The organism is Streptomyces bugieae, from assembly GCF_036352915.1.
GTDB classification, from domain to species: Bacteria; Actinomycetota; Actinomycetes; order Streptomycetales; family Streptomycetaceae; genus Streptomyces; species Streptomyces endophytica.
This window is the reverse complement of record NZ_JAZBJP010000044.1, coordinates 24,758-41,824: the sequence shown is the minus strand read 5'-3', so window position 1 is coordinate 41,824 and position 17,067 is coordinate 24,758. Positions and strand designations below refer to the sequence as shown.

Sequence of the window (17,067 nt, the reverse complement as noted above, 5' to 3'; positions counted from 1 at the left end):
ACGGTGCCACGTTCCACCCAACCTGATTAATCCCGAGCGACAACCTTGCCCCGGGGCATATATGCCCCTACGGTCTGGGTAGTGCCGCGTCGCACGCCGCGGCCTCCGGAAGTGCCGCCGCCTGCATACCCGTTGGGCCGCCCAAGGGGCGGTCCCTGCGTCAGTGCGCCGAACCGAACGCAGCGCACAGGAAGGTGTAGCCGTATGCCCATCCATCACCAGTCCACCCCCGAAGACGTCCACGACAGCGCCGAGGAGCTGCGTACCGCGCTCAAGGACAACGGGATCACGCTGCCGTCGCTCGGTGTCGATCTGCCCGGCCTCGCGGGCAGTTACGCCGTCCCGCTCGTCGCCCTCGGTAACTGCAACGCGGTCACCGCGCGCAAGCTCGCCGAGGTTCTCCGCAAGGCGGCCGCGCGGTGAACGGCATGGCGGAATGGCTCCGAACGCGCCTTGACGCGCTGCTGAGTTGGTTACTTCCGGGGCGGGGCGGTCATCGAGGGAGCAGCGGTACCGGCGTCCTTTGCGGCACGGCCGTCGCGACCGCCACCGTCGCCTCGACGGCGCCCCGGGCGCCGCGCCGCCTGGTGCACGTCCGCCGGGTGCCGCCCGGTCTGCTCCTGTTGTGCGGGGAGGACAGCCGCCTCGTCCGGCCGTACGTGCGCGCGCCGAAGGCATGCCAGAGCCCGCCGGCCCACGACGTCAGGCGCCGGGAGCTGGCGGAGCGGGTGCGGATGCTCAACGCATGGTCGTCCGGTGGGTGCGGGCGGCGGTGACCGGGGCTTGCAGGGCTTGCAGGGTCTACTGGGGCTGATCGGCGGCCGCTGCTGCCAGTGCTCCTGCCACCAGGTGTCCTGCCGCCACCGCGGACCCGTCGTTGGTCGGGACGCAGCGGTCCGTCGTCGGGTCGTAGGCGGTCATGATCACACCGGCGTGGTCGGTGTCCGGCTCCTGCAACGTCACCGGGCGGCCCGCGGCGCGCAGCGCCCCGGCAAGGTCGCGGGAGTACTGGGGTGCCACGATCGGGTCGCGGCTGCCGTGGACGAGGTGCACCGGGACGGCCGGGTCCCGGCCCGCGGCGAGGTCGGCCAGCGGGGCGCTCCCGGTGGTGCGGGCCGGCAGGTCGTAGCGGCCCGCTACACCCACCACCGACCTCGGCCGCCACTCCTCCGCAACCTCGGGCCGCAGCGCGACCCCCAGCGCGGCGCCGGCCCCCGCCGACCAGCCGGCCAGCACGAAGGACTCCCCGTTGCCGCCCAGCCCGCCCGCTTCCTTGCGGGCGAAGGCCAGCGACTCCAGGAGCTGCGACCGGCCGCCGTCCGCGGCGTCCGAGCGCCAGTCCGGTACGAGGACCAGCAGACCGCGCGCCGCCGCGGTGCGCGCCAGGGGTTCGAGGACGTCGCGTTCGTCGGGGCCGATGCCGTGCCAGAGGAGGACGGTGGGCAGCGGTCCGGCCGCCCCCGCGGGGCGGTGGACGTCCAGCTGTTTGCCGTCCGGGCCGTAGACCAGCCCGCTTTCCGTTTCCACTGTCGTGCCCGTGTCAGGTGTCTCAGGAGTGGCGGAAGTCATGATGATCACGCTATCCAACCCCGCCGCTGCCCCTCAGCCGCTTTCCCCGTCAGGGTGCTTCCGTGGGCCGACTACGCTGGGAAGGTCGATCGATGCGAAGCGCAGGAGTGAGATGGCCGTCAACCTCGTCAATCTGGAAGCCGTCGGCAAGGTCTACGGGACCCGTGCCCTGCTCGACGGTGTTTCCCTCGGCGTCAACGAGGGGGACCGGATCGGCGTCGTCGGGCGCAACGGCGACGGCAAGACGACCCTCATCCGGATCCTGGCCAAGCTGGAGGGCGCCGACGACGGCCGGGTGACGCACGCCGGCGGGCTGCGGCTCGGCGTGCTGACCCAGCACGACTCGCTCGACCCGGCCGCCACCATCCGGCACGAGGTCATCGGCGACCTCGCCGACCACGAGTGGGCCGGCAACGCCAAGATCCGCGACGTGCTGACCGGCCTCTTCGGCGATCTGCACCTGCCCGGCTTCACGCACGGCCTGGACACCGTCATCGGCCCGCTCTCCGGCGGCGAGCGGCGCCGGATCGCGCTCGCCAAGCTGCTGATCGCCGAGCAGGACCTGATCGTCCTCGACGAGCCCACCAACCACCTCGACGTCGAGGGCATCTCCTGGCTGGCCCGGCACCTGCAGGCCCGGCGCTCGGCCCTGGTCGTCGTCACCCACGACCGCTGGTTCCTCGACCAGGTCTGCACCCGCATGTGGGACGTGCAGCGCGGCGCTGTGCACGAGTACGAGGGCGGCTACAGCGACTACGTCTTCGCCCGCGCCGAGCGGGAGCGGATCGCGGCCAGCGAGGAGGCCAAACGGCAGAACCTGATGCGCAAGGAGCTGGCCTGGCTGCGCCGCGGCGCCCCGGCGCGGACCAGCAAGCCCCGCTTCCGCATCGAGGCCGCCAACGAGCTGATCGCGGACGTCCCGCCGCCCCGCGACAGCGCCGAGCTGATGAAGTTCGCCAACTCCCGGCTGGGCAAGACCGTCTTCGACCTGGAGGACGTGACCGTCCAGGCCGGCCCGAAGGTGCTGCTCAAGCACCTGACCTGGCAGCTGGGCCCCGGTGACCGGATCGGCCTGGTCGGCGTCAACGGCGCGGGCAAGACCTCGCTGCTGCGGGCGCTGGCCGAGGCGGCCCGTACAGCGGGCGAGGCGCAGCCGGCCGGCGGCCGGATCGCCGTCGGCAAGACCGTGAAGCTGGCCTACCTCTCGCAGGAGGTCGCCGAACTCGACCCGGACTGGCGGGTGCTGGAGGCCGTACAGCGGGTCCGGGAGCGCGTCGACCTGGGCAAGGGCCGGGAGATGACCGCCGGCCAGCTCTGCGAGAAGTTCGGCTTCACCAAGGAGAAGCAGTGGACGCCGGTCGGCGACCTGTCCGGCGGTGAGCGCCGCCGGCTGCAGATCCTACGGCTGCTGATGGACGAGCCCAACGTCCTCTTCCTCGACGAGCCCACCAACGACCTGGACATCGAGACGCTGACGCAGCTGGAGGACCTGCTCGACGGCTGGCCCGGCTCGCTGATCGTCATCAGCCACGACCGCTACTTCATCGAGCGCACCACCGACCGGGTCCAGGCCCTGCTCGGCGACGCCACGCTGCGGATGCTGCCGCGCGGCCTGGACGAGTACCTGGAACGCCGCCAGAAGGTCATCGAGGCCGCCACCCCGGCGCCCGCGCAGCCGGCCGCGGCGGCGAAGAAGCCCGCGGCGCTCAACCGCGCGGCCCAGAAGGAGCTCCAGAAGATCGAGCGCCAGCTGGACAAGATCGGTGACAAGGAGGCGAAGCTGCACGCCCAGATCGCCGAGCACGCCACCGACTTCGAGAAGGTCGCCGGCCTCGACGCCCAGCTCCGCGAACTGGCCGGGGAACGCGACGAGTTGGAGATGCGCTGGCTGGAGCTGGCGGAGGACGCGTAGGGGCGGGCAGCTGCGGTGGGCCGGCGGCCCACCGCACCGGGCCCTCAGTCCAGCGGCTTGCGGACCTCGTTGCGGATCTTGCCCGCCTTGTCCGCGAACGCCTGGAGGTCGACGGACTGCGGGTCCTTGGACAGCTCCGCGGCGTCGGTCTGGGCGACGTTCACGGACGCGCTGGAGTCGGCCCATATGCAGAAGGTCAGCGTGACCTTCTGCCCCATCTCCGTGCGCACGTCCACGCCACAAGTCAGCGGGTCCCCGCCGCCGCTCGGCGTGAACTTCTTCTCCGGCACCGCGACGACCGTCTTCCCGTCGCGCGTCATCCCCTGGATGGCGTGCTCGACGCTCGTCTCCGGGTCGTCTATGGAGCCGTACATCCCCAGCATCACCATCGACTTGGTCCCGCTGGTGTACTGCCCGCCGACCGTCCGTAGGCCGTGTTCGTTGGCCCCGTCGTGCGGCACCGCGCTGTCGGCCTGCTGGGAGATGTCCTTGGCGAGCTTGTACTCCCCGCCCGCCAGCGTCTGCGGCACCGTGATCCGGTACTTCGGGCCGCCGGAACCGCCCGAGCCGCCCCCGCGGAGCGCCACGGTCGACGCGATGCTCCCGACCACCAGCACACCGACGATCGCGCCGATGATTCCCCACACCTTTCCGCTCTTGTTGCGGGGCGGGACCGGCGGCGGCACCATTCCGGGCCCGCCGTAACCGGGGTAGCCCTGCGGCGGCACCCCGTAAGGAGGCTGCGGCGGCGCTCCGTACGGGCCCTGTGCGGGGGCGTCGTAGGGCCCCTGCGGCGCGTACGGCCCCGGGAGCGGCGGTATCTGACCGCCCGGTACCTGGCCGCCCGGTACCTGCTGCGGATATCCGTAACCCGGCGCGCCCCCGAAGCCGTTGTGCGGCTGCTGCGGTGTACTCATGACTTTCCTTCGCTCACGTTTCGCCCCACCCCGGCATCGAACCGCGTGCCGTGTGCACCGCATGGAGCCGGTCGCCCCGGTCCCCCGCCTGCTGACGTCAACTGTGGCACACGGCACCGACACCGCCCCCGGAGGCGTTCCTCGCGCGGGCCGGGCCCCGGCGGAGGGTCTCGTTCAGGCGGCAATCGGCCCCGAATGGCCGGGATTCCAGCATTCCGGGGGGCTTCTGCCCGGTAGGGGGCGCGCATCGGCAATCGAGCGTGTAGCTTCCCGGGGACGAACGGCCCGGCCGGGGCGCGCCGGGGGCGGGCGGAGGGAGGGGGTTGCTCTATGGGCGTGCGGCTCATGGTGGTCGACGATCACCGGCTGCTCGCGGAGGCGCTCGCCTCGGCGCTGAAGCTGCGCGGGCACCGGGTGCTGGCGGCCGCCGCGCCGAGCGCCGGGGCCGCGGAGCTGGTGGTGAGCCGGGCACCCGAGGTGTGCCTGCTGGGGACCGCGGCGCCCGCCCAGCCGGGCACCTTCGACCCGGTCGTACGGATCAAGAAGGAGCGGCCGCAGGTGGCGGTGGTGGTGCTGGGGCCGGTGCCCAGCCCGCGCGGGATCGCCGCGGCGTTCGCGGCCGGGGCGTCCGGGTACGTCCGCAACGACGAGCGGATCGAGGGCGTCGAGCGGGCCATGATGAAGGCCCGGGCGGGGGAGTCGGCGGTCTCGCCGCAACTGCTCCAGCAGGCGTTCGAGGAGCTGCTGCACCCGGCGGCGCAGCCGGACGACGAGGGCGCGCGGCTGCTGGAACTGCTCACCCCGCGCGAGGTCGAGGTCCTGATGCGGGTCGCGGACGGCGAGGACACCCGGCTGATCGCGGCCGGGATGGACATCGCGCCGAGCACCGCGCGCACGCACGTGCAGCGGGTGCTGATGAAGCTGGAGGTCGGGTCCCGGCTGGAGGCGGCCGCGCTGGCGGCGCGCACCGGGCTGCTGGACCGGGCGGGCCGCGGGCGGCCGGCCCGGACGACGACGGCGGCGGGGACGGACGAGCCGTCCCCGCCGCCGCAGTGAGGCCGGGCCGCCGCGGCCAGACCGGCGCCGGTCAGCCCTCGGCGGGCCCGTCGCCGGCCGCGGCCCGGAGTTCCTCGGCCGTGGGCGGCACGGTCGGCCGCAGCTTCAGCCAGACCAGGAAGAACAGGCCGAGGACGAGCATGCCGAGGCCCGTCCAGAGGTTGATGTTGATGTCCTGGGCCTTCTTGAGGTCCGCGTCGGACGCGGTGATTCCGGCGATCGTGACGATCACGCCGTAGACGACGAACAGGCCGCCGATGATGCGCCGTACGTCGAAGAGCCGCGCGGCGGTCGCCGATTCGCGCTCCAGCTCCTCGACCTCGTGCTGGTGATCACTCATGGTGGGTCAACTCCGCTGTTGGGGGCCGGGGTTCAGAAGGAGAACGGGACGTAGCAGACGGCGGACAGGATGAGCGCGCCCCAGCCCAGCAGGGCCGGGCGGCGGTACCAGGCGTCGTCGCCCTCGGCGGGCGGTTCCTCCATGCCGGGGGACCTCGTGCCGTAGACCAGTCCGGCCAGGGACTCGGCGGGCTTGGGCTTGGTGACCATGGTGACCACGACCATCACCAGCGCGCCGACGACGAACGCGACGATCGACGAGACGAAGTTGGCGCCCTGGTCCGAGGGGATCGCGATGATGCCCTGCTTGTAGAAGCCGAAGTAGTTGACCATGGCGGCGGCGGTTCCGGACAGCAGCCCCCAGAAGCCGGCCGCGGCGCTGGTCCGCTTCCAGAACATGCCGATGATGAACACCACGAACAGCGGGACGTTGAAGAAGGAGAACAGCGTCTGGAGGTAGTTCATGATGTTGCTGAAGGACGAGGCGATGAAGGCGGTGCCCATGCCGATCAGCACGCCGACCGCGGTGACCACGCGTCCGGTCTTCAGGTAGTACGCGTCCTCGCGGCCCTTCTTCAGGTACGCGGCCCAGATGTCGTTGGTGAAGACCGTGTTGAAGGACGACACGTTGGCGGCCATGCCGGCCATGAAGGCGGCGAGCAGACCGGTGACGGCGATGCCGAGGACGCCGTTGGGGAGCAGGTCGCGCATCAGGACCGGGATCGCGTCGTTGTACTGCAGCCCGTCCTTGCTCTTGCCCAGCGTCGGCTCCATGACCAGCGCGATCAGGCCGGGCACGACGACGACCATGGGTATGAAGATCTTCGGGAAGGCGGCGATCAGCGGGGTGCGCTTGGCGGCCGAGAGGTTCTTCGCGGACAGCGCGCGCTGCACCTCGGCGAAGTTGGTGGTCCAGTAGCCGAAACTCATCACGAAGCCGAGGCCGAGGACGATGGTCAGCCAGTTGGCGCCCAGCGGGTTGCCCTCGCCGATGCCGGTGCCCTTCCAGGCGGTCAGGAACGCGTCGCCGTGCGAGGAGGTCAGCGAGTCGGTCAGGCCGTGCCAGCCGCCGACGCGCTTGAGGCCGACGACGGTCAGCGGGATCAGCGCGGCGAGGATGACGAAGAACTGCAGCACCTCGTTGTAGATCGCCGAGGACAGCCCGCCGATGGTGATGTACGCCAGCACGAAGAAGCCGGCGACGACGATCGCCACCCACTGCGGCCAGCCGAGCAGCGCCTGCAGCACGATCGCCATCGCGTAGAGGTTGACGCCCGCGATGAGCACGGACGAGACCGCGAAGATGACCGACGACAGCAGGTGCGAGGACGGGCCGAAGCGGTGCAGCAGGAATTCCGGCACCGAGCGGACCTTGGAGCCGTAGTAGAACGGCATCATCACCAGGCCGAGGAAGACCATCGCCGGGATGGCGCCGATCCAGTACCAGTGGACGGTGTAGGCGCCGTACTGCGCGCCGTTGGCGGCCATCCCGAGGATCTCGGTGGCGCCGAGGTTGGCGGCGACGAACGCCAGGCCGGTGACCCAGGCGGGCAGGGACCGCCCGGAGAGGAAGAAGTCCAGGCTCGTCCTCACGCTGCGCTTGGCCGCGAAGCCGATGCCGAGGACGACGACGAAGTAGAGGGCCAGGATCGTGTAGTCGAGCCCGTTGGTGGGCAGCCGTAGCCCTTCGGCCAGATTGATCATGTCGTAGCTCGCTTCTTTGCGTGCGGCGGTGCGGGCGGTCGGAACGCACAGAAAGCTACGCTCGGGCGGTCAGAAACTGAACACTTTTGTTCGTTTGAGTTGTTGGATCGTGATGAGGAAGAGGCATATGCCCCGTCTCGTCCGGCACTGCGCGCGCGACCGCGGCGGCCCGGTCCGGCGTTGACGCAACTGTTTAGTTGTGCTTCATTGTGTTTGTTTGTGTTTGGTCGGTGAGGTGAGGAGCCCCCGGGGTGAAGAAGACGACGACGCGGCTCGCGGACGGCCGGGAGCTGATCCACTACGACTCGCGCGACGACGTCGTACGCGACGCCGTCGACCGGCGCCCCCTCGACCCGGTCGCCACCGCCGCCGAGATCCGCGCCGACCGGCTCCTCGGTGACCGCGTCGCCATCGCCTCGCACCGCCAGGCCCGCACCTACCACCCGCCGGCCGACGCGTGCCCGCTGTGCCCCTCCCGTGCGGGCCGGCAATCCGAGATCCCCGCCGCCGACTACGACGTGGTCGTCTTCGAGAACCGCTTCCCCTCCCTCGCCGGGGACCGCGGCCGCTGCGAGGTCGTCTGCTTCACCCCCGACCACGACGCCTCGTTCGCCGACCTCACCGAGGAACAGGCCGCCCTGGTCCTCGCCGCCTGGACCGACCGCACCGCCGAACTCTCCCAACTCCCCGGCGTCGAGCAGGTCTTCTGCTTCGAGAACCGCGGCGCGGAGATCGGCGTCACCCTCGGCCACCCGCACGGCCAGATCTACGCCTACCCCTTCGTCACCCCGCGCACCGAGCGGATGCTGGCTTCACTCGCCGCCCACCGCGAGGCCACCGGACGCAACCTCTTCGACGACGTCGTCGCCGACGAACGGGCCGACGGCCGCCGCATCGTCCTCGACGGCGACCACTGGGTGGCGTTCGTCCCGTACGCCGCCCACTGGCCCTACGAGGTGCACCTCTACCCCAAGCGCCGGGTGCCCGACCTGCTCGCCCTCGACGACGCCGCCCGCGCCGAATTCCCCCGGCTCTACCTGGAGCTCCTGCGGCGCTTCGACCGGATCTTCGACACCGGCGCCGGCGCCCCGCCGACCCCCTACATCGCCGCCTGGCACCAGGCGCCGCACCGCACCGCACAGCGCCCGGACTTCGCCCTCCACCTTGAGCTTTTCACCATTCGCCGGACTTCCGGCAAGCTGAAGTTCCTCGCGGGTTCCGAATCCGGCATGAACGTGTTCATCAACGACGTGCCGCCGGAAGCCGCGGCCGAGCGACTGCGAGAGGTAGCGAGCAAGCCATGAGCAAGTACCTGGTGACGGGCGGGGCGGGGTATGTCGGAAGTGTGGTGGCCCAGCATCTGCTGGAGGCCGGCCACACCGTGACCGTGCTCGACAACCTCTCCACCGGCTTCCGGGCCGGCGTCCCCGCGGGCGTCGACTTCATCGAGGGCGACATCCGCGACGCCGCGAAGTGGCTGGACGCCTCCTACGACGCGGTGCTGCACTTCGCCGCGTTCTCCCAGGTCGGCGAGTCCGTCGTCAAGCCCGAGAAGTACTGGGACAACAACGTCGGCGGCACCATGGCGCTGCTGGCGGCGATGCGCACCGCGGGCGTGCGCAAGCTGGTCTTCTCCTCCACCGCGGCCACCTACGGCGAGCCGGTGAACACCCCCATCACCGAGACCGACCCGACCGCCCCCACCTCCCCCTACGGCGCCAGCAAGCTCGCCGTCGACCACATGATCAGCGGTGAGGCCGCCGCCCACGGTCTGGCCGCGGTCTCGCTGCGCTACTTCAACGTCGCCGGCGCCTACGGCAGCTGCGGCGAGCGCCACGACCCCGAGTCGCACCTCATCCCGCTCGTCCTCCAGGTCGCCCAGGGCCGGCGCGAGGCGATCTCCGTCTTCGGCGACGACTACCCCACCCCCGACGGCACCTGCGTCCGCGACTACATCCACGTCGCCGACCTGGCCGAGGCCCACCTGCTGGCCCTGGACGCGGCCACCGCCGGCGAGCACCTGATCTGCAACCTCGGCAACGGCAACGGCTTCTCCGTCCGCGAGGTCATCGAGACCGTCCGCACGGTCACCGGCCACCCCATCCCCGAGGTCACCGCCCCGCGCCGCGGCGGCGACCCGGCCGTCCTGGTGGCCTCCGCCAAGACCGCCGCCGACCGCCTCGGCTGGCAGCCCCGCCGCGCCGACCTCGCGGGCATCGTCGCCGACGCCTGGGCGTTCGCGCAGAGCCTCGACCACACCAGCTAGCCGCACCGGACGAAGGAGCCTCGATGGCAGGTCACGAAGCCGCCACCCCGACCACCGGGCGCCCGCACGGCGCCCGGCACACCGCGGACCGGTTCGCCGCGGTGTACGGCGCCGCCCCCACGGGAATCTGGGCGGCGCCCGGCCGGGTCAACCTGATCGGTGAACACACCGACTACAACGACGGCTTCGTGCTGCCGCTGGCGCTCCCGCACACCACCCTCGCCGCCGCAGCACCCCGCACCGACGGGGTGCTGCGGCTGCACTCCGGCGGCGCCGACGGCGGCGTCGTCGAACTCCGCATCGACGCCCTGCGGCCCACCGCCCAGGGAGGCTGGGCCGCCTACCCGGCCGGCATCGTCTGGGCGATGCGGGAGGCCGGACTGCCCGTGGGCGGCGCGGACCTGCACTACGACAGCACCGTGCCCACCGGCGCCGGACTCTCCTCCTCCGCCGCCCTGGAGGTCGCCACCGCCCTCGCCCTCAACGACCTCTACGCCCTCGGCCTGGAGCCGCAGCGGCTGGCCCGGATCGCCCAGCGGGCCGAGAACGCCTTCGTCGGCGTGCCCTGCGGGATCATGGACCAGACCGCCGCGGCCTGCTGCACCGAAGGCCATGCGCTGTTCCTGGACACCCGCGACCTGACCCACCGCCAGGTGCCGTTCGACCTCGCGGGGGAGGGGCTGCGGCTGCTGGTCGTCGACACCCGGGTGAAGCACGAGCTGGGGGACGGCGCGTACGCGGAGCGGCGCGCCGGCTGCGAGCGCGGTGCGCGGGCGCTCGGGGTGCGGGCCCTGCGCGACGTGTCCGGTGCGCATCTCCCCGAGGCCCTCGCCGAGCTCGCCGGCGAACCCGGCGTACCGGCCCTGGTCCGCCACATCGTCACCGAGAACCAGCGGGTCGAAGAGGTCATCGCCTGCCTGGACGCCGGCCGCACCCGCGCCATCGGCCCGCTGCTGACCGCCGGCCACGCCTCGCTCCGCGACGACTTCGCGATCTCCTGCCCGGAACTCGACCTCGTCGTCGACACCGCCCTCGCCGCGGGCGCCCTCGGGGCCCGGATGACCGGCGGCGGCTTCGGCGGCTCGGCGATCGTCCTCGTCGAGGAAGCGGCCGCCACCGGGATCGGCACGGCGGTCACCGAGGCCTTCGCGGCCGCCGGCCATCTGGAACCGCGGATCTTCGAAGCCGTACCCAGCGCCGGAGCGCACCGGCTCCAGTAGGGCGCGACGGGCGGCGTGCGGCCATCGGCACGTCACCAAATGGACCGGGTGCGACAGCAGTTTGGCCATTCACCTTCCCTCGCCGCGGCCCGTCCGTACCCTGAGATCCTGCACCGGTGGGGGCCGGTGCTGATCAGGGGGCGAGACCGTTCGGGTACGGCGCCTGGGGTGGGGGTAGTCATGTCGGCACGGCGGCGGCCGTGCGACCGAGGCGATCTTCAATCCGGGCGTCGTGCCCGCTATGGTCCGTTCACCGAGACAGGGGGTCTCTGTGCAACGCATCCGGGTTCTGGTGGTCGACGACCACCGCATCTTCGCCGAATCCCTGGCAGCCGCGCTCGCCGCGGAGCAGGACGTGGACGTCGCGGCCGCGGGCAGCGCCCCGGCCGCCCTGCGCAATCTCGACCGGGCGGTCACCGACGGCCGCCGCTTCGACGTGCTGCTCGCCGACGCCGACCTGGCCGCGCCGCTGCTCGCGGTGCCGGCACAGGGCGCGGCCCGCGAGCCGGTCGTCCCGCGCAGCTGCCCGCGGGACGGCATCGCGCTGGTCTCCGGCCTGCGCACCAGCCACCCGTACCTGCGTACGGTCGTCGTCGCCGACCGCGACGACCCGCGCCGGGCGGCCGCCGCCCTGCAGGCCGGCGCGTCCGGCTGGGTCGCCAAGGACTGCTCGCTGTCCCGGCTGCTCGCCGTGATCCGCGGCGTGCTGCGTGACGAAACGCATCTGCCGCCGGCGCTGCTGACCGGTGTGCTGCGCGAGCTGACGGCCGCCCGCAAACACCGTTCGGAGAGCGAGCGGCTGGTCGAGTCGCTCACCCCGCGCGAACGCGAGGTGCTCCGCTGCATGGTGGCCGGCCTGGGCCGCAAGGCCGTCGCCGAGCGGCTGTTCCTCTCCCCGCACACGGTCCGCACGCATATGCAGAACGTGCTCGGCAAGCTGGGGGTGCACTCGACCCTCGCCGCGGTGGCGCTGGCGCGCCGGGCGGGGGTGGGGCCGGTGGAGCTGGAGCCGGTGCCGGCTGTGCCGTAGCCCCACGTACTTGGCTGTCCCGCCGCGGTTGTTGCTCGCCGTTGTGCGCTTTGCGGCGCCTCCCACGTACCTGTCTGCGGCGCCGCGGTTGTTCTCGCCGTTGCGCCTGCGGCGGGCTGGGTTGTTGTCGGGTGCGGTGACGGGCCTCCGGGGCCTGGTGTGTGGACTGCTTCGCTTTACGTCCACACACCAGGCCCCTCCGGCCCGTCCCCTCCCGTGGGGGGGAAGTTGAGGCCGGTGGGGGTGGGCGTCATGCCTATGCGTGTGTGGTGGGTGTGGAAGGTCCCGTCAGGACCGCTACGCCGCGGGGTGGCAGGGTGAGCTGGGTGACGGTCGGGCCGTCGGGGGTCAGTGCGTCGCGGAGCGGCCTCGGGAGGGTGATGTCGGCGGGGTCTGCGCCGTGGTTGAGGAGGAAGACGTAGCGGACGTCGGTGCCCTCCCGGACGGTGGCCTGGACGCCGGGGGGCAGGTTCGGGAGTACGGGGGTGACGCCTGCTTCCGACCGTACGTCGTCCAGGAGGGCGCGCAGCAGCGCGGGGTCGGGGCGGGTCGCGACGTACCAGGCTGTGCCCTGGCCGTAGGTGTGGCGGGTGAGGGCGGGGCGGCCGGTGAGGTCGCCGTTGGTGAAGTGGGCCAGTGGCTCGGCTCCTTGGAGGTCGACGGCTTCGGACCACAGGTCTGCCCGGCCGGTGTACGTGCCGTCTCCGACGCTCACGGACTGGTGTGTGGCCAGTGGCCAGAATTCCTCGACGCGCAGGCCCAGCAGTTCTCGTAGCGGTCCCGGGTAGCCGCCCGGATGGACGCGGTCGTGTGCGTCGACGATGCCGGAGAAGAACGACACCAGCAGCCGCCCGCCGTCGCGCACGTAGTCGGCCAGCCGCTCCGCGTCCCGTTCGGTCAGCAGGTAGAGGTTGGGGACGACGACCAGGCGGTAGCCGGTCAGGTCGCGTTGGGGTGGGAGCACGTCGCAGGCCACGCCGGCCTCGAACAGCGGGCGGTAGTGGTCCAGCGCGATCCGGGAGTGGTCCAGTGCGGTGGACGGTTTGGAGTCCAGCTCCAGTGCCCACCAGCTGTGCCAGTCCGCCAGCAGTGCCACCTCGGCCCGGGACCGGGTGCCCTCGATGCCGGGTACGGCCGCCAGCTCCCGTCCCAGTTCCGTCACCTCGCGGAAGATCCGGGTACCGGTCCCGCCGTGCGGCACCATCGCCGAGTGGAACTTCTCGGCGCCGCCCAGCGACTGCCGCCACTGGAAGAACAGCACCGCGTCCGCGCCCTGTGCGACCGCCTGCCAGCTCCACAGCCGCATCGCACCGGGCGGCTTGGGACCGTTGCGGGGCCGCCAGTTGACCGCGCTCGGTGCCTGCTCCAGCAGCAGCCAGGGCTGCCCGGACCGCGCGGACCGCATCAGGTCGAAGACGTAGCCGGCCCGGACGTGGTCGTCGGCGGCGTACGGGTCCTGGTAGAAGTCCAGCGCCATCGCGTCCATATGGGGCGCCCAGGCGAACGCGTCCACCGGTTTGTGCTGCGGCATCAGGTTGGTGGTGACCGGTACCCCGGGGGTGAGCCGTTCCAGGACCTCCTTCTCGGCGAGGTAGCAGGTGCGCAGTGCCTCGTCGCCGAACCGCAGGTAGTCCAGCTGCTGGGCGGGGTTGGGGAAGGTGGGTGCGGTGCGCGGCGGCAGCACCTCGTCGAAATCGCCGTAGCCCTGCGACCAGAAGGCCGTCGACCAGGCCGCGTTGAGCGCGTCGATGCTGCCGTAGCGGGTGCGCAGCCAGCGCCGGAAGTCCGCGGCCGACACGTCGCAGAAGCACTGCCGGGTGTGGCAGCCGTACTCGTTGCCGACGTGCCACATGGCCAGCGCCGGATGGTCGGCGTAACGGGTGGCGAGCTGCTCGACGAGGCGTACGGCGTGGGTGCGGTAGACGGGGCTGGAGGGGCAGTAGTGCTGCCGGCCACCGGGCCAGCGGCGCTGTCCGTCCGGACCCTCGGGGAGGATCTCGGGGTGCGCGCGGGACAGCCAGGGTGGCGGTGAGGCGGTCATCGTCGCCAGACAGACGGCGATGCCGGCGCCGGCCAGCCCGTCCATGACCCGGTCGAACCACCCGAAGTCCCATTGCCCGGGCCGGGGTTCGACCTTCGCCCAGGAGAAGATCCCGGCGGTGACCATGGTGACGTGGGCCGCCTTCATCAGCTCCAGGTCCTCGGCCCACACCTCCTCGGGCCACTGCTCGGGGTTGTAGTCGCCGCCGAAATGGATGCCCATCGGTCCCCCCAGGGGTCGAAGCTCGGGCGGGCCGGTCCGCGGCCCGCGGGCGCCCGGGACCCGTGTCCCGGTCAGGACGAGTTCTTGTACACGCTCCAGCCGCCGTCCACGACGAGGCTCGCGCCGGTGATGAAGGACGCCTCGGGGGAGAGCAGGAAGGCGATCGCGGCGGCGATCTCCTCGGGCCGCCCCAGCCGCCGCGCGGCCGTCTCCGCGGCGGCGGCCTGCCGTTCCTCCTCGCCGATCCCGTCCCAGGCCGCGGTCAGCACGGGGCCCGGCAGCACGCTGTTGACCCGAATCTCCGGCCCGTATTCGACGGCCAGTTGGCGGCCCAGCCCGGTCAGCCCGGCCTTCGCCGCCGCGTAGGCGGGCCGGCCCGGCAGCCCCACCAGGGCGTGCACGGACGAGGTCAGCACCACCGCGCCGTGCCGCTCCCGCAGGTCCGCGAGCGCGGCCCGCACGCCGAGGAACGAGCCGGTCAGGTTCACCGCGAGCTGTCGCTCCCAGTCGGCGAGCGGGGTGCGGTCGGCCGGCGCCACGTACGGCAGGTAGGCATTGCTCACCAGCCCGTCCACCGGGCCGTAGCGCCGCCGCGCGGCCTCGACGGCCCGCTGCCAGTCCGCCTCGCCGGCCACGTCGCCGTGCTCGAACGAGGCCCGGCCGCCGGCCGCGCGGATCCGTCGGGCGAGGTGCTCGCCGCGGGCGTCGTCGAGGTCCAGCAGCAGGACGCCGGCGCCCTCGGCGGCCAGCCGGTCGGCGGTGGCCGCCCCGATGCCGGCGGCGGCCCCGGACACCACGACCGTACGGCCCTCGAACCGCCTGCCGTACGGGCCGCGGGGCCGGCGCGGTGCGCGTTGCTGGCTCATGGCGCGATCCAAGTGCACAACGGGAGCGGGCTGCAAGGGGACGGGGTGCACAGGGGGCGCGCGTCGAATCAGGAGGCGCATTAGGCGGGCTTACGCGCCCCCAATTGCCGCCTGTGACACTGTGGCGCACGCGGGCTGACGGTGTGTTGTCGCGGCGGTGCCGCCGCCCCTGCGACCTCTGGCGACAGCGCCCGCGCCGCTGCCCGGGGAGTGCGCGCCCCTCTTCCACCCCGAAGAGTCGACGTGGGCAGGGGTGTCGGGCCGCCGTCGGAAGCCGGACGGGCGCACCGGGGTGTCGGCGACCGGCTATCCCGGGATGTTGTCGAACGGCCCGGTCAGCTTCCGCAGCAGGCCGGCCAGTTCGCCGCGCTGGTGACGGGAGAGTTCGGCCAGGATGGCGCGTTCCTGTACCAGCAGTCCGGCCAGTGACTGGTCGGCCTTGTCGCGGCCCTCCGGAGTCAGTCTGACCAGCACTCCGCGCCGGTCGCTGGGGTCGGGCAGCCGCTCGACGAGGTTCTTCTTGGCGAGCCGGTCGATGCGGTTGGTCATCGTCCCCGAGGTGACCAGCGTCTGCGTCAGCAGCGCTCCGGGGGAGAGCTGATACGGCGCCCCGGCCCGGCGCAGCGCCGTCAGGACGTCGAACTCCCAGGGTTCCAGGCCCACCTCGGCGAACGCGATGCGGCGGGCCCGGTCGAGGTGTCTGGCCAGCCTGGAGACGCGGCTGAGGACCTCAAGCGGTTCCACGTCGAGGTCCGGGCGCTCCCGGCGCCATGCTGCGACCAGTCGGTCGACCTCGTCCTCCATGACGATCAGTGTAAAGGGTCTGTCGACATGAAGTCTCTTGACGTCGAGATATATTTCGCTGGACTATGGGGCATCGTCGGCGGAGGCTCGGTTTCCGGCCGCCACGGCTCGAACCGGACCTGCCCACCCGACCGCGCCAGCCCTGTGCCAGCCCTGCACGACGAAAGGGTTATGAACATGCACGACGCACCAACCTGGGATCCGCAGCAGTACCTCCGCCACTCCGGGCACCGCACCCGCCCCTTCCTCGACCTGCTCGCCCGGATACCGGAGCTGCCCCGGCGGGACCGCCCCGCCCGCATCGCCGACCTCGGCTGCGGCCCAGGAAACGTCACCGCCCAGCTCGCCATCCGCTGGCCCGACGCGCACATCACCGGCTACGACAACTCCCCCGAGATGCTCAAGGAGGCCGAGACCCACGCCGGCCCCACCCCGGGCGGCGGCCACCTCGACTTCGCCCCCGCCGACGCCACCGACTGGACCCCCGACGAGCCCTTCGACCTGATCGTTTCCAACGCGGCGCTGCAATGGGTGCCCAACCATCCCGAGTCCCTGCCGCGCTGGATCGACGCCCTCACGCCCGGCGGCACCCTCGCCTTCCAGGTCCCCGGCAACTTCACCTCGCCCAGCCACGCCCTCCTGGGCGAGCTGTGCGACGCCCCCCAGTGGCGCGAACGCCTCACCACCCACGGCCGGCGCTTCGTCCACATCCTCGAACCCGCCGGCTACCTCGAACGCCTCACCGACCTCGGCTGTGACGCCGATGTCTGGGAAACCACCTACGTCCAGCTCCTGAAGGGCGACGACCCGGTCCTCGACTGGGTCAAGGGCACCGCCCTGCGCCCCGTCCTGACGGCCCTGGAAGACGACCCCGCGACCCGCGAGGCATTCCTCGCCGAATACCGCGACGCTCTTCGCAAGGCCTACCCCACCGGCCCCCACGGCACCGTCTTCCCCTTCCGCCGCATCTTCGCGGTGGCCCAGAAGCCGTCGGCCTGATCCACGCCCCGTGAAACCGGCCTCGACCACACCAGCTCGCCGCCTGCCTGGGGAGGCAAGGCAAGCCCGCTGGTTTGAGGCCGGCACGGATCAGGGGTACGGCCCGGGTGCGTGACCGGGAC

At 72.1% G+C, this 17,067-nt stretch carries 15 protein-coding genes; 8 read left to right on the top strand and 7 right to left on the bottom strand.

The window, feature by feature from the left end; translation table 11 throughout:
• Positions 1 to 204: 204 nt before the first annotated feature.
• A complete protein-coding gene (locus V2J85_RS36310; protein WP_261951007.1) occupies positions 205 to 423 on the top strand; it encodes a DUF2610 domain-containing protein in 219 nt (72 codons plus the stop codon).
• 378 nt (positions 424 to 801) lie between these two features.
• Here the strand turns inward: V2J85_RS36310 and V2J85_RS36305 are convergent, their stop codons facing one another.
• Positions 802 to 1,569, bottom strand: coding sequence for an alpha/beta hydrolase (locus V2J85_RS36305; RefSeq protein WP_330823900.1), 768 nt, complete (start codon positions 1,567 to 1,569; stop codon positions 802 to 804).
• A gap of 112 nt (positions 1,570 to 1,681) precedes the next feature.
• Here V2J85_RS36305 and V2J85_RS36300 point away from each other — a divergent pair, with 112 nt between their 5' ends.
• Positions 1,682 to 3,481, top strand: coding sequence for an ABC-F family ATP-binding cassette domain-containing protein (locus tag V2J85_RS36300; RefSeq protein ID WP_330823899.1), 1,800 nt, complete (start codon positions 1,682 to 1,684; stop codon positions 3,479 to 3,481).
• Positions 3,482 to 3,525: 44 nt separating this feature from the next.
• Here V2J85_RS36300 and V2J85_RS36295 read toward each other — a convergent pair whose 3' ends face one another.
• On the bottom strand, positions 3,526 to 4,398 hold the full coding sequence (locus V2J85_RS36295; RefSeq protein WP_261951010.1) for a hypothetical protein: 873 nt from the start codon (positions 4,396 to 4,398) through the stop codon (positions 3,526 to 3,528).
• A 330-nt stretch (positions 4,399 to 4,728) separates the two neighbouring features.
• Between V2J85_RS36295 and V2J85_RS36290 the strand changes: the two genes are divergently transcribed.
• The gene (locus V2J85_RS36290) at positions 4,729 to 5,454 is read left to right on the top strand and encodes a response regulator transcription factor (protein ID WP_261951011.1); all 726 of its coding nucleotides are present in this window, start codon (positions 4,729 to 4,731) and stop codon (positions 5,452 to 5,454) included.
• Positions 5,455 to 5,485: 31 nt separating this feature from the next.
• Here the strand turns inward: V2J85_RS36290 and V2J85_RS36285 are convergent, their stop codons facing one another.
• Positions 5,486 to 5,794 carry a hypothetical protein gene (locus V2J85_RS36285; protein WP_261951012.1) on the bottom strand — a complete coding sequence of 103 codons (309 nt, stop codon included), beginning with the start codon at positions 5,792 to 5,794 and terminating at the stop codon, positions 5,486 to 5,488.
• Between the two features lie 32 nt (positions 5,795 to 5,826).
• Positions 5,827 to 7,497 (bottom strand): sodium:solute symporter family protein, encoded by a 1,671-nt coding sequence (locus tag V2J85_RS36280; RefSeq protein WP_261951013.1) that lies wholly within the window; start codon positions 7,495 to 7,497, stop codon positions 5,827 to 5,829.
• Positions 7,498 to 7,748: 251 nt separating this feature from the next.
• On the opposite strand from V2J85_RS36280, the gene galT reads away from it, so the two are divergent.
• The 4 genes from galT to V2J85_RS36260 all read left to right on the top strand — a co-directional run bounded on the left by galT (position 7,749) and on the right by V2J85_RS36260 (position 12,013).
• Entirely contained in the window at positions 7,749 to 8,801 is a 1,053-nt protein-coding gene (gene galT / locus V2J85_RS36275) for a galactose-1-phosphate uridylyltransferase (protein WP_330823898.1), read from the top strand.
• On the top strand, positions 8,798 to 9,763 hold the full coding sequence (galE, locus tag V2J85_RS36270) for a UDP-glucose 4-epimerase GalE (protein ID WP_261951015.1): 966 nt from the start codon (positions 8,798 to 8,800) through the stop codon (positions 9,761 to 9,763). The genes galT and galE overlap by 4 nt, the downstream gene beginning before the upstream one ends.
• A gap of 23 nt (positions 9,764 to 9,786) precedes the next feature.
• Complete coding sequence (gene galK / locus V2J85_RS36265; protein WP_330823897.1) at positions 9,787 to 10,983, top strand: galactokinase; 1,197 nt, start codon at positions 9,787 to 9,789, stop codon at positions 10,981 to 10,983.
• Between the two features lie 271 nt (positions 10,984 to 11,254).
• Complete coding sequence (locus V2J85_RS36260) at positions 11,255 to 12,013, top strand: response regulator transcription factor (RefSeq protein ID WP_261951017.1); 759 nt, start codon at positions 11,255 to 11,257, stop codon at positions 12,011 to 12,013.
• A 256-nt stretch (positions 12,014 to 12,269) separates the two neighbouring features.
• Here the strand turns inward: V2J85_RS36260 and V2J85_RS36255 are convergent, their stop codons facing one another.
• The 3 genes from V2J85_RS36255 to V2J85_RS36245 form a co-directional block, all read right to left on the bottom strand.
• Positions 12,270 to 14,276: a beta-galactosidase gene (locus V2J85_RS36255; RefSeq protein WP_330823896.1), complete on the bottom strand. Its 2,007-nt coding sequence runs from the start codon at positions 14,274 to 14,276 to the stop codon at positions 12,270 to 12,272.
• A gap of 71 nt (positions 14,277 to 14,347) precedes the next feature.
• Complete coding sequence (locus V2J85_RS36250) at positions 14,348 to 15,142, bottom strand: SDR family NAD(P)-dependent oxidoreductase (RefSeq protein ID WP_261951019.1); 795 nt, start codon at positions 15,140 to 15,142, stop codon at positions 14,348 to 14,350.
• A 306-nt stretch (positions 15,143 to 15,448) separates the two neighbouring features.
• On the bottom strand, positions 15,449 to 15,946 hold the full coding sequence (locus V2J85_RS36245; protein ID WP_261951020.1) for a MarR family winged helix-turn-helix transcriptional regulator: 498 nt from the start codon (positions 15,944 to 15,946) through the stop codon (positions 15,449 to 15,451).
• A gap of 177 nt (positions 15,947 to 16,123) precedes the next feature.
• Between V2J85_RS36245 and V2J85_RS36240 the strand changes: the two genes are divergently transcribed.
• Positions 16,124 to 16,945 carry a trans-aconitate 2-methyltransferase gene (locus V2J85_RS36240; protein WP_261951021.1) on the top strand — a complete coding sequence of 274 codons (822 nt, stop codon included), beginning with the start codon at positions 16,124 to 16,126 and terminating at the stop codon, positions 16,943 to 16,945.
• The last annotated feature ends 122 nt before the right edge of the window (positions 16,946 to 17,067 follow it).

Bases quoted from the DNA above. Each gene is read 5' to 3' on its own strand.
- galK (WP_330823897.1), top strand. From the start codon at position 9,787: ATGGCAGGTCACGAAGCCGCCACCCCGACCACCGGGCGCCCGCACGGC.
- V2J85_RS36245 (WP_261951020.1), bottom strand. From the start codon at position 15,946: ATGGAGGACGAGGTCGACCGACTGGTCGCAGCATGGCGCCGGGAGCGC.
- V2J85_RS36240 (WP_261951021.1), top strand. From the start codon at position 16,124: ATGCACGACGCACCAACCTGGGATCCGCAGCAGTACCTCCGCCACTCC.
- V2J85_RS36285 (WP_261951012.1), bottom strand. From the start codon at position 5,794: ATGAGTGATCACCAGCACGAGGTCGAGGAGCTGGAGCGCGAATCGGCG.
- galE (WP_261951015.1), top strand. From the start codon at position 8,798: ATGAGCAAGTACCTGGTGACGGGCGGGGCGGGGTATGTCGGAAGTGTG.
- V2J85_RS36295 (WP_261951010.1), bottom strand. From the start codon at position 4,398: ATGAGTACACCGCAGCAGCCGCACAACGGCTTCGGGGGCGCGCCGGGT.
- V2J85_RS36290 (WP_261951011.1), top strand. From the start codon at position 4,729: ATGGGCGTGCGGCTCATGGTGGTCGACGATCACCGGCTGCTCGCGGAG.
- V2J85_RS36300 (WP_330823899.1), top strand. From the start codon at position 1,682: ATGGCCGTCAACCTCGTCAATCTGGAAGCCGTCGGCAAGGTCTACGGG.
- V2J85_RS36250 (WP_261951019.1), bottom strand. From the start codon at position 15,142: ATGAGCCAGCAACGCGCACCGCGCCGGCCCCGCGGCCCGTACGGCAGG.
- V2J85_RS36255 (WP_330823896.1), bottom strand. From the start codon at position 14,276: ATGGGCATCCATTTCGGCGGCGACTACAACCCCGAGCAGTGGCCCGAG.
- V2J85_RS36305 (WP_330823900.1), bottom strand. From the start codon at position 1,569: ATGACTTCCGCCACTCCTGAGACACCTGACACGGGCACGACAGTGGAA.
- V2J85_RS36310 (WP_261951007.1), top strand. From the start codon at position 205: ATGCCCATCCATCACCAGTCCACCCCCGAAGACGTCCACGACAGCGCC.
- V2J85_RS36280 (WP_261951013.1), bottom strand. From the start codon at position 7,497: ATGATCAATCTGGCCGAAGGGCTACGGCTGCCCACCAACGGGCTCGAC.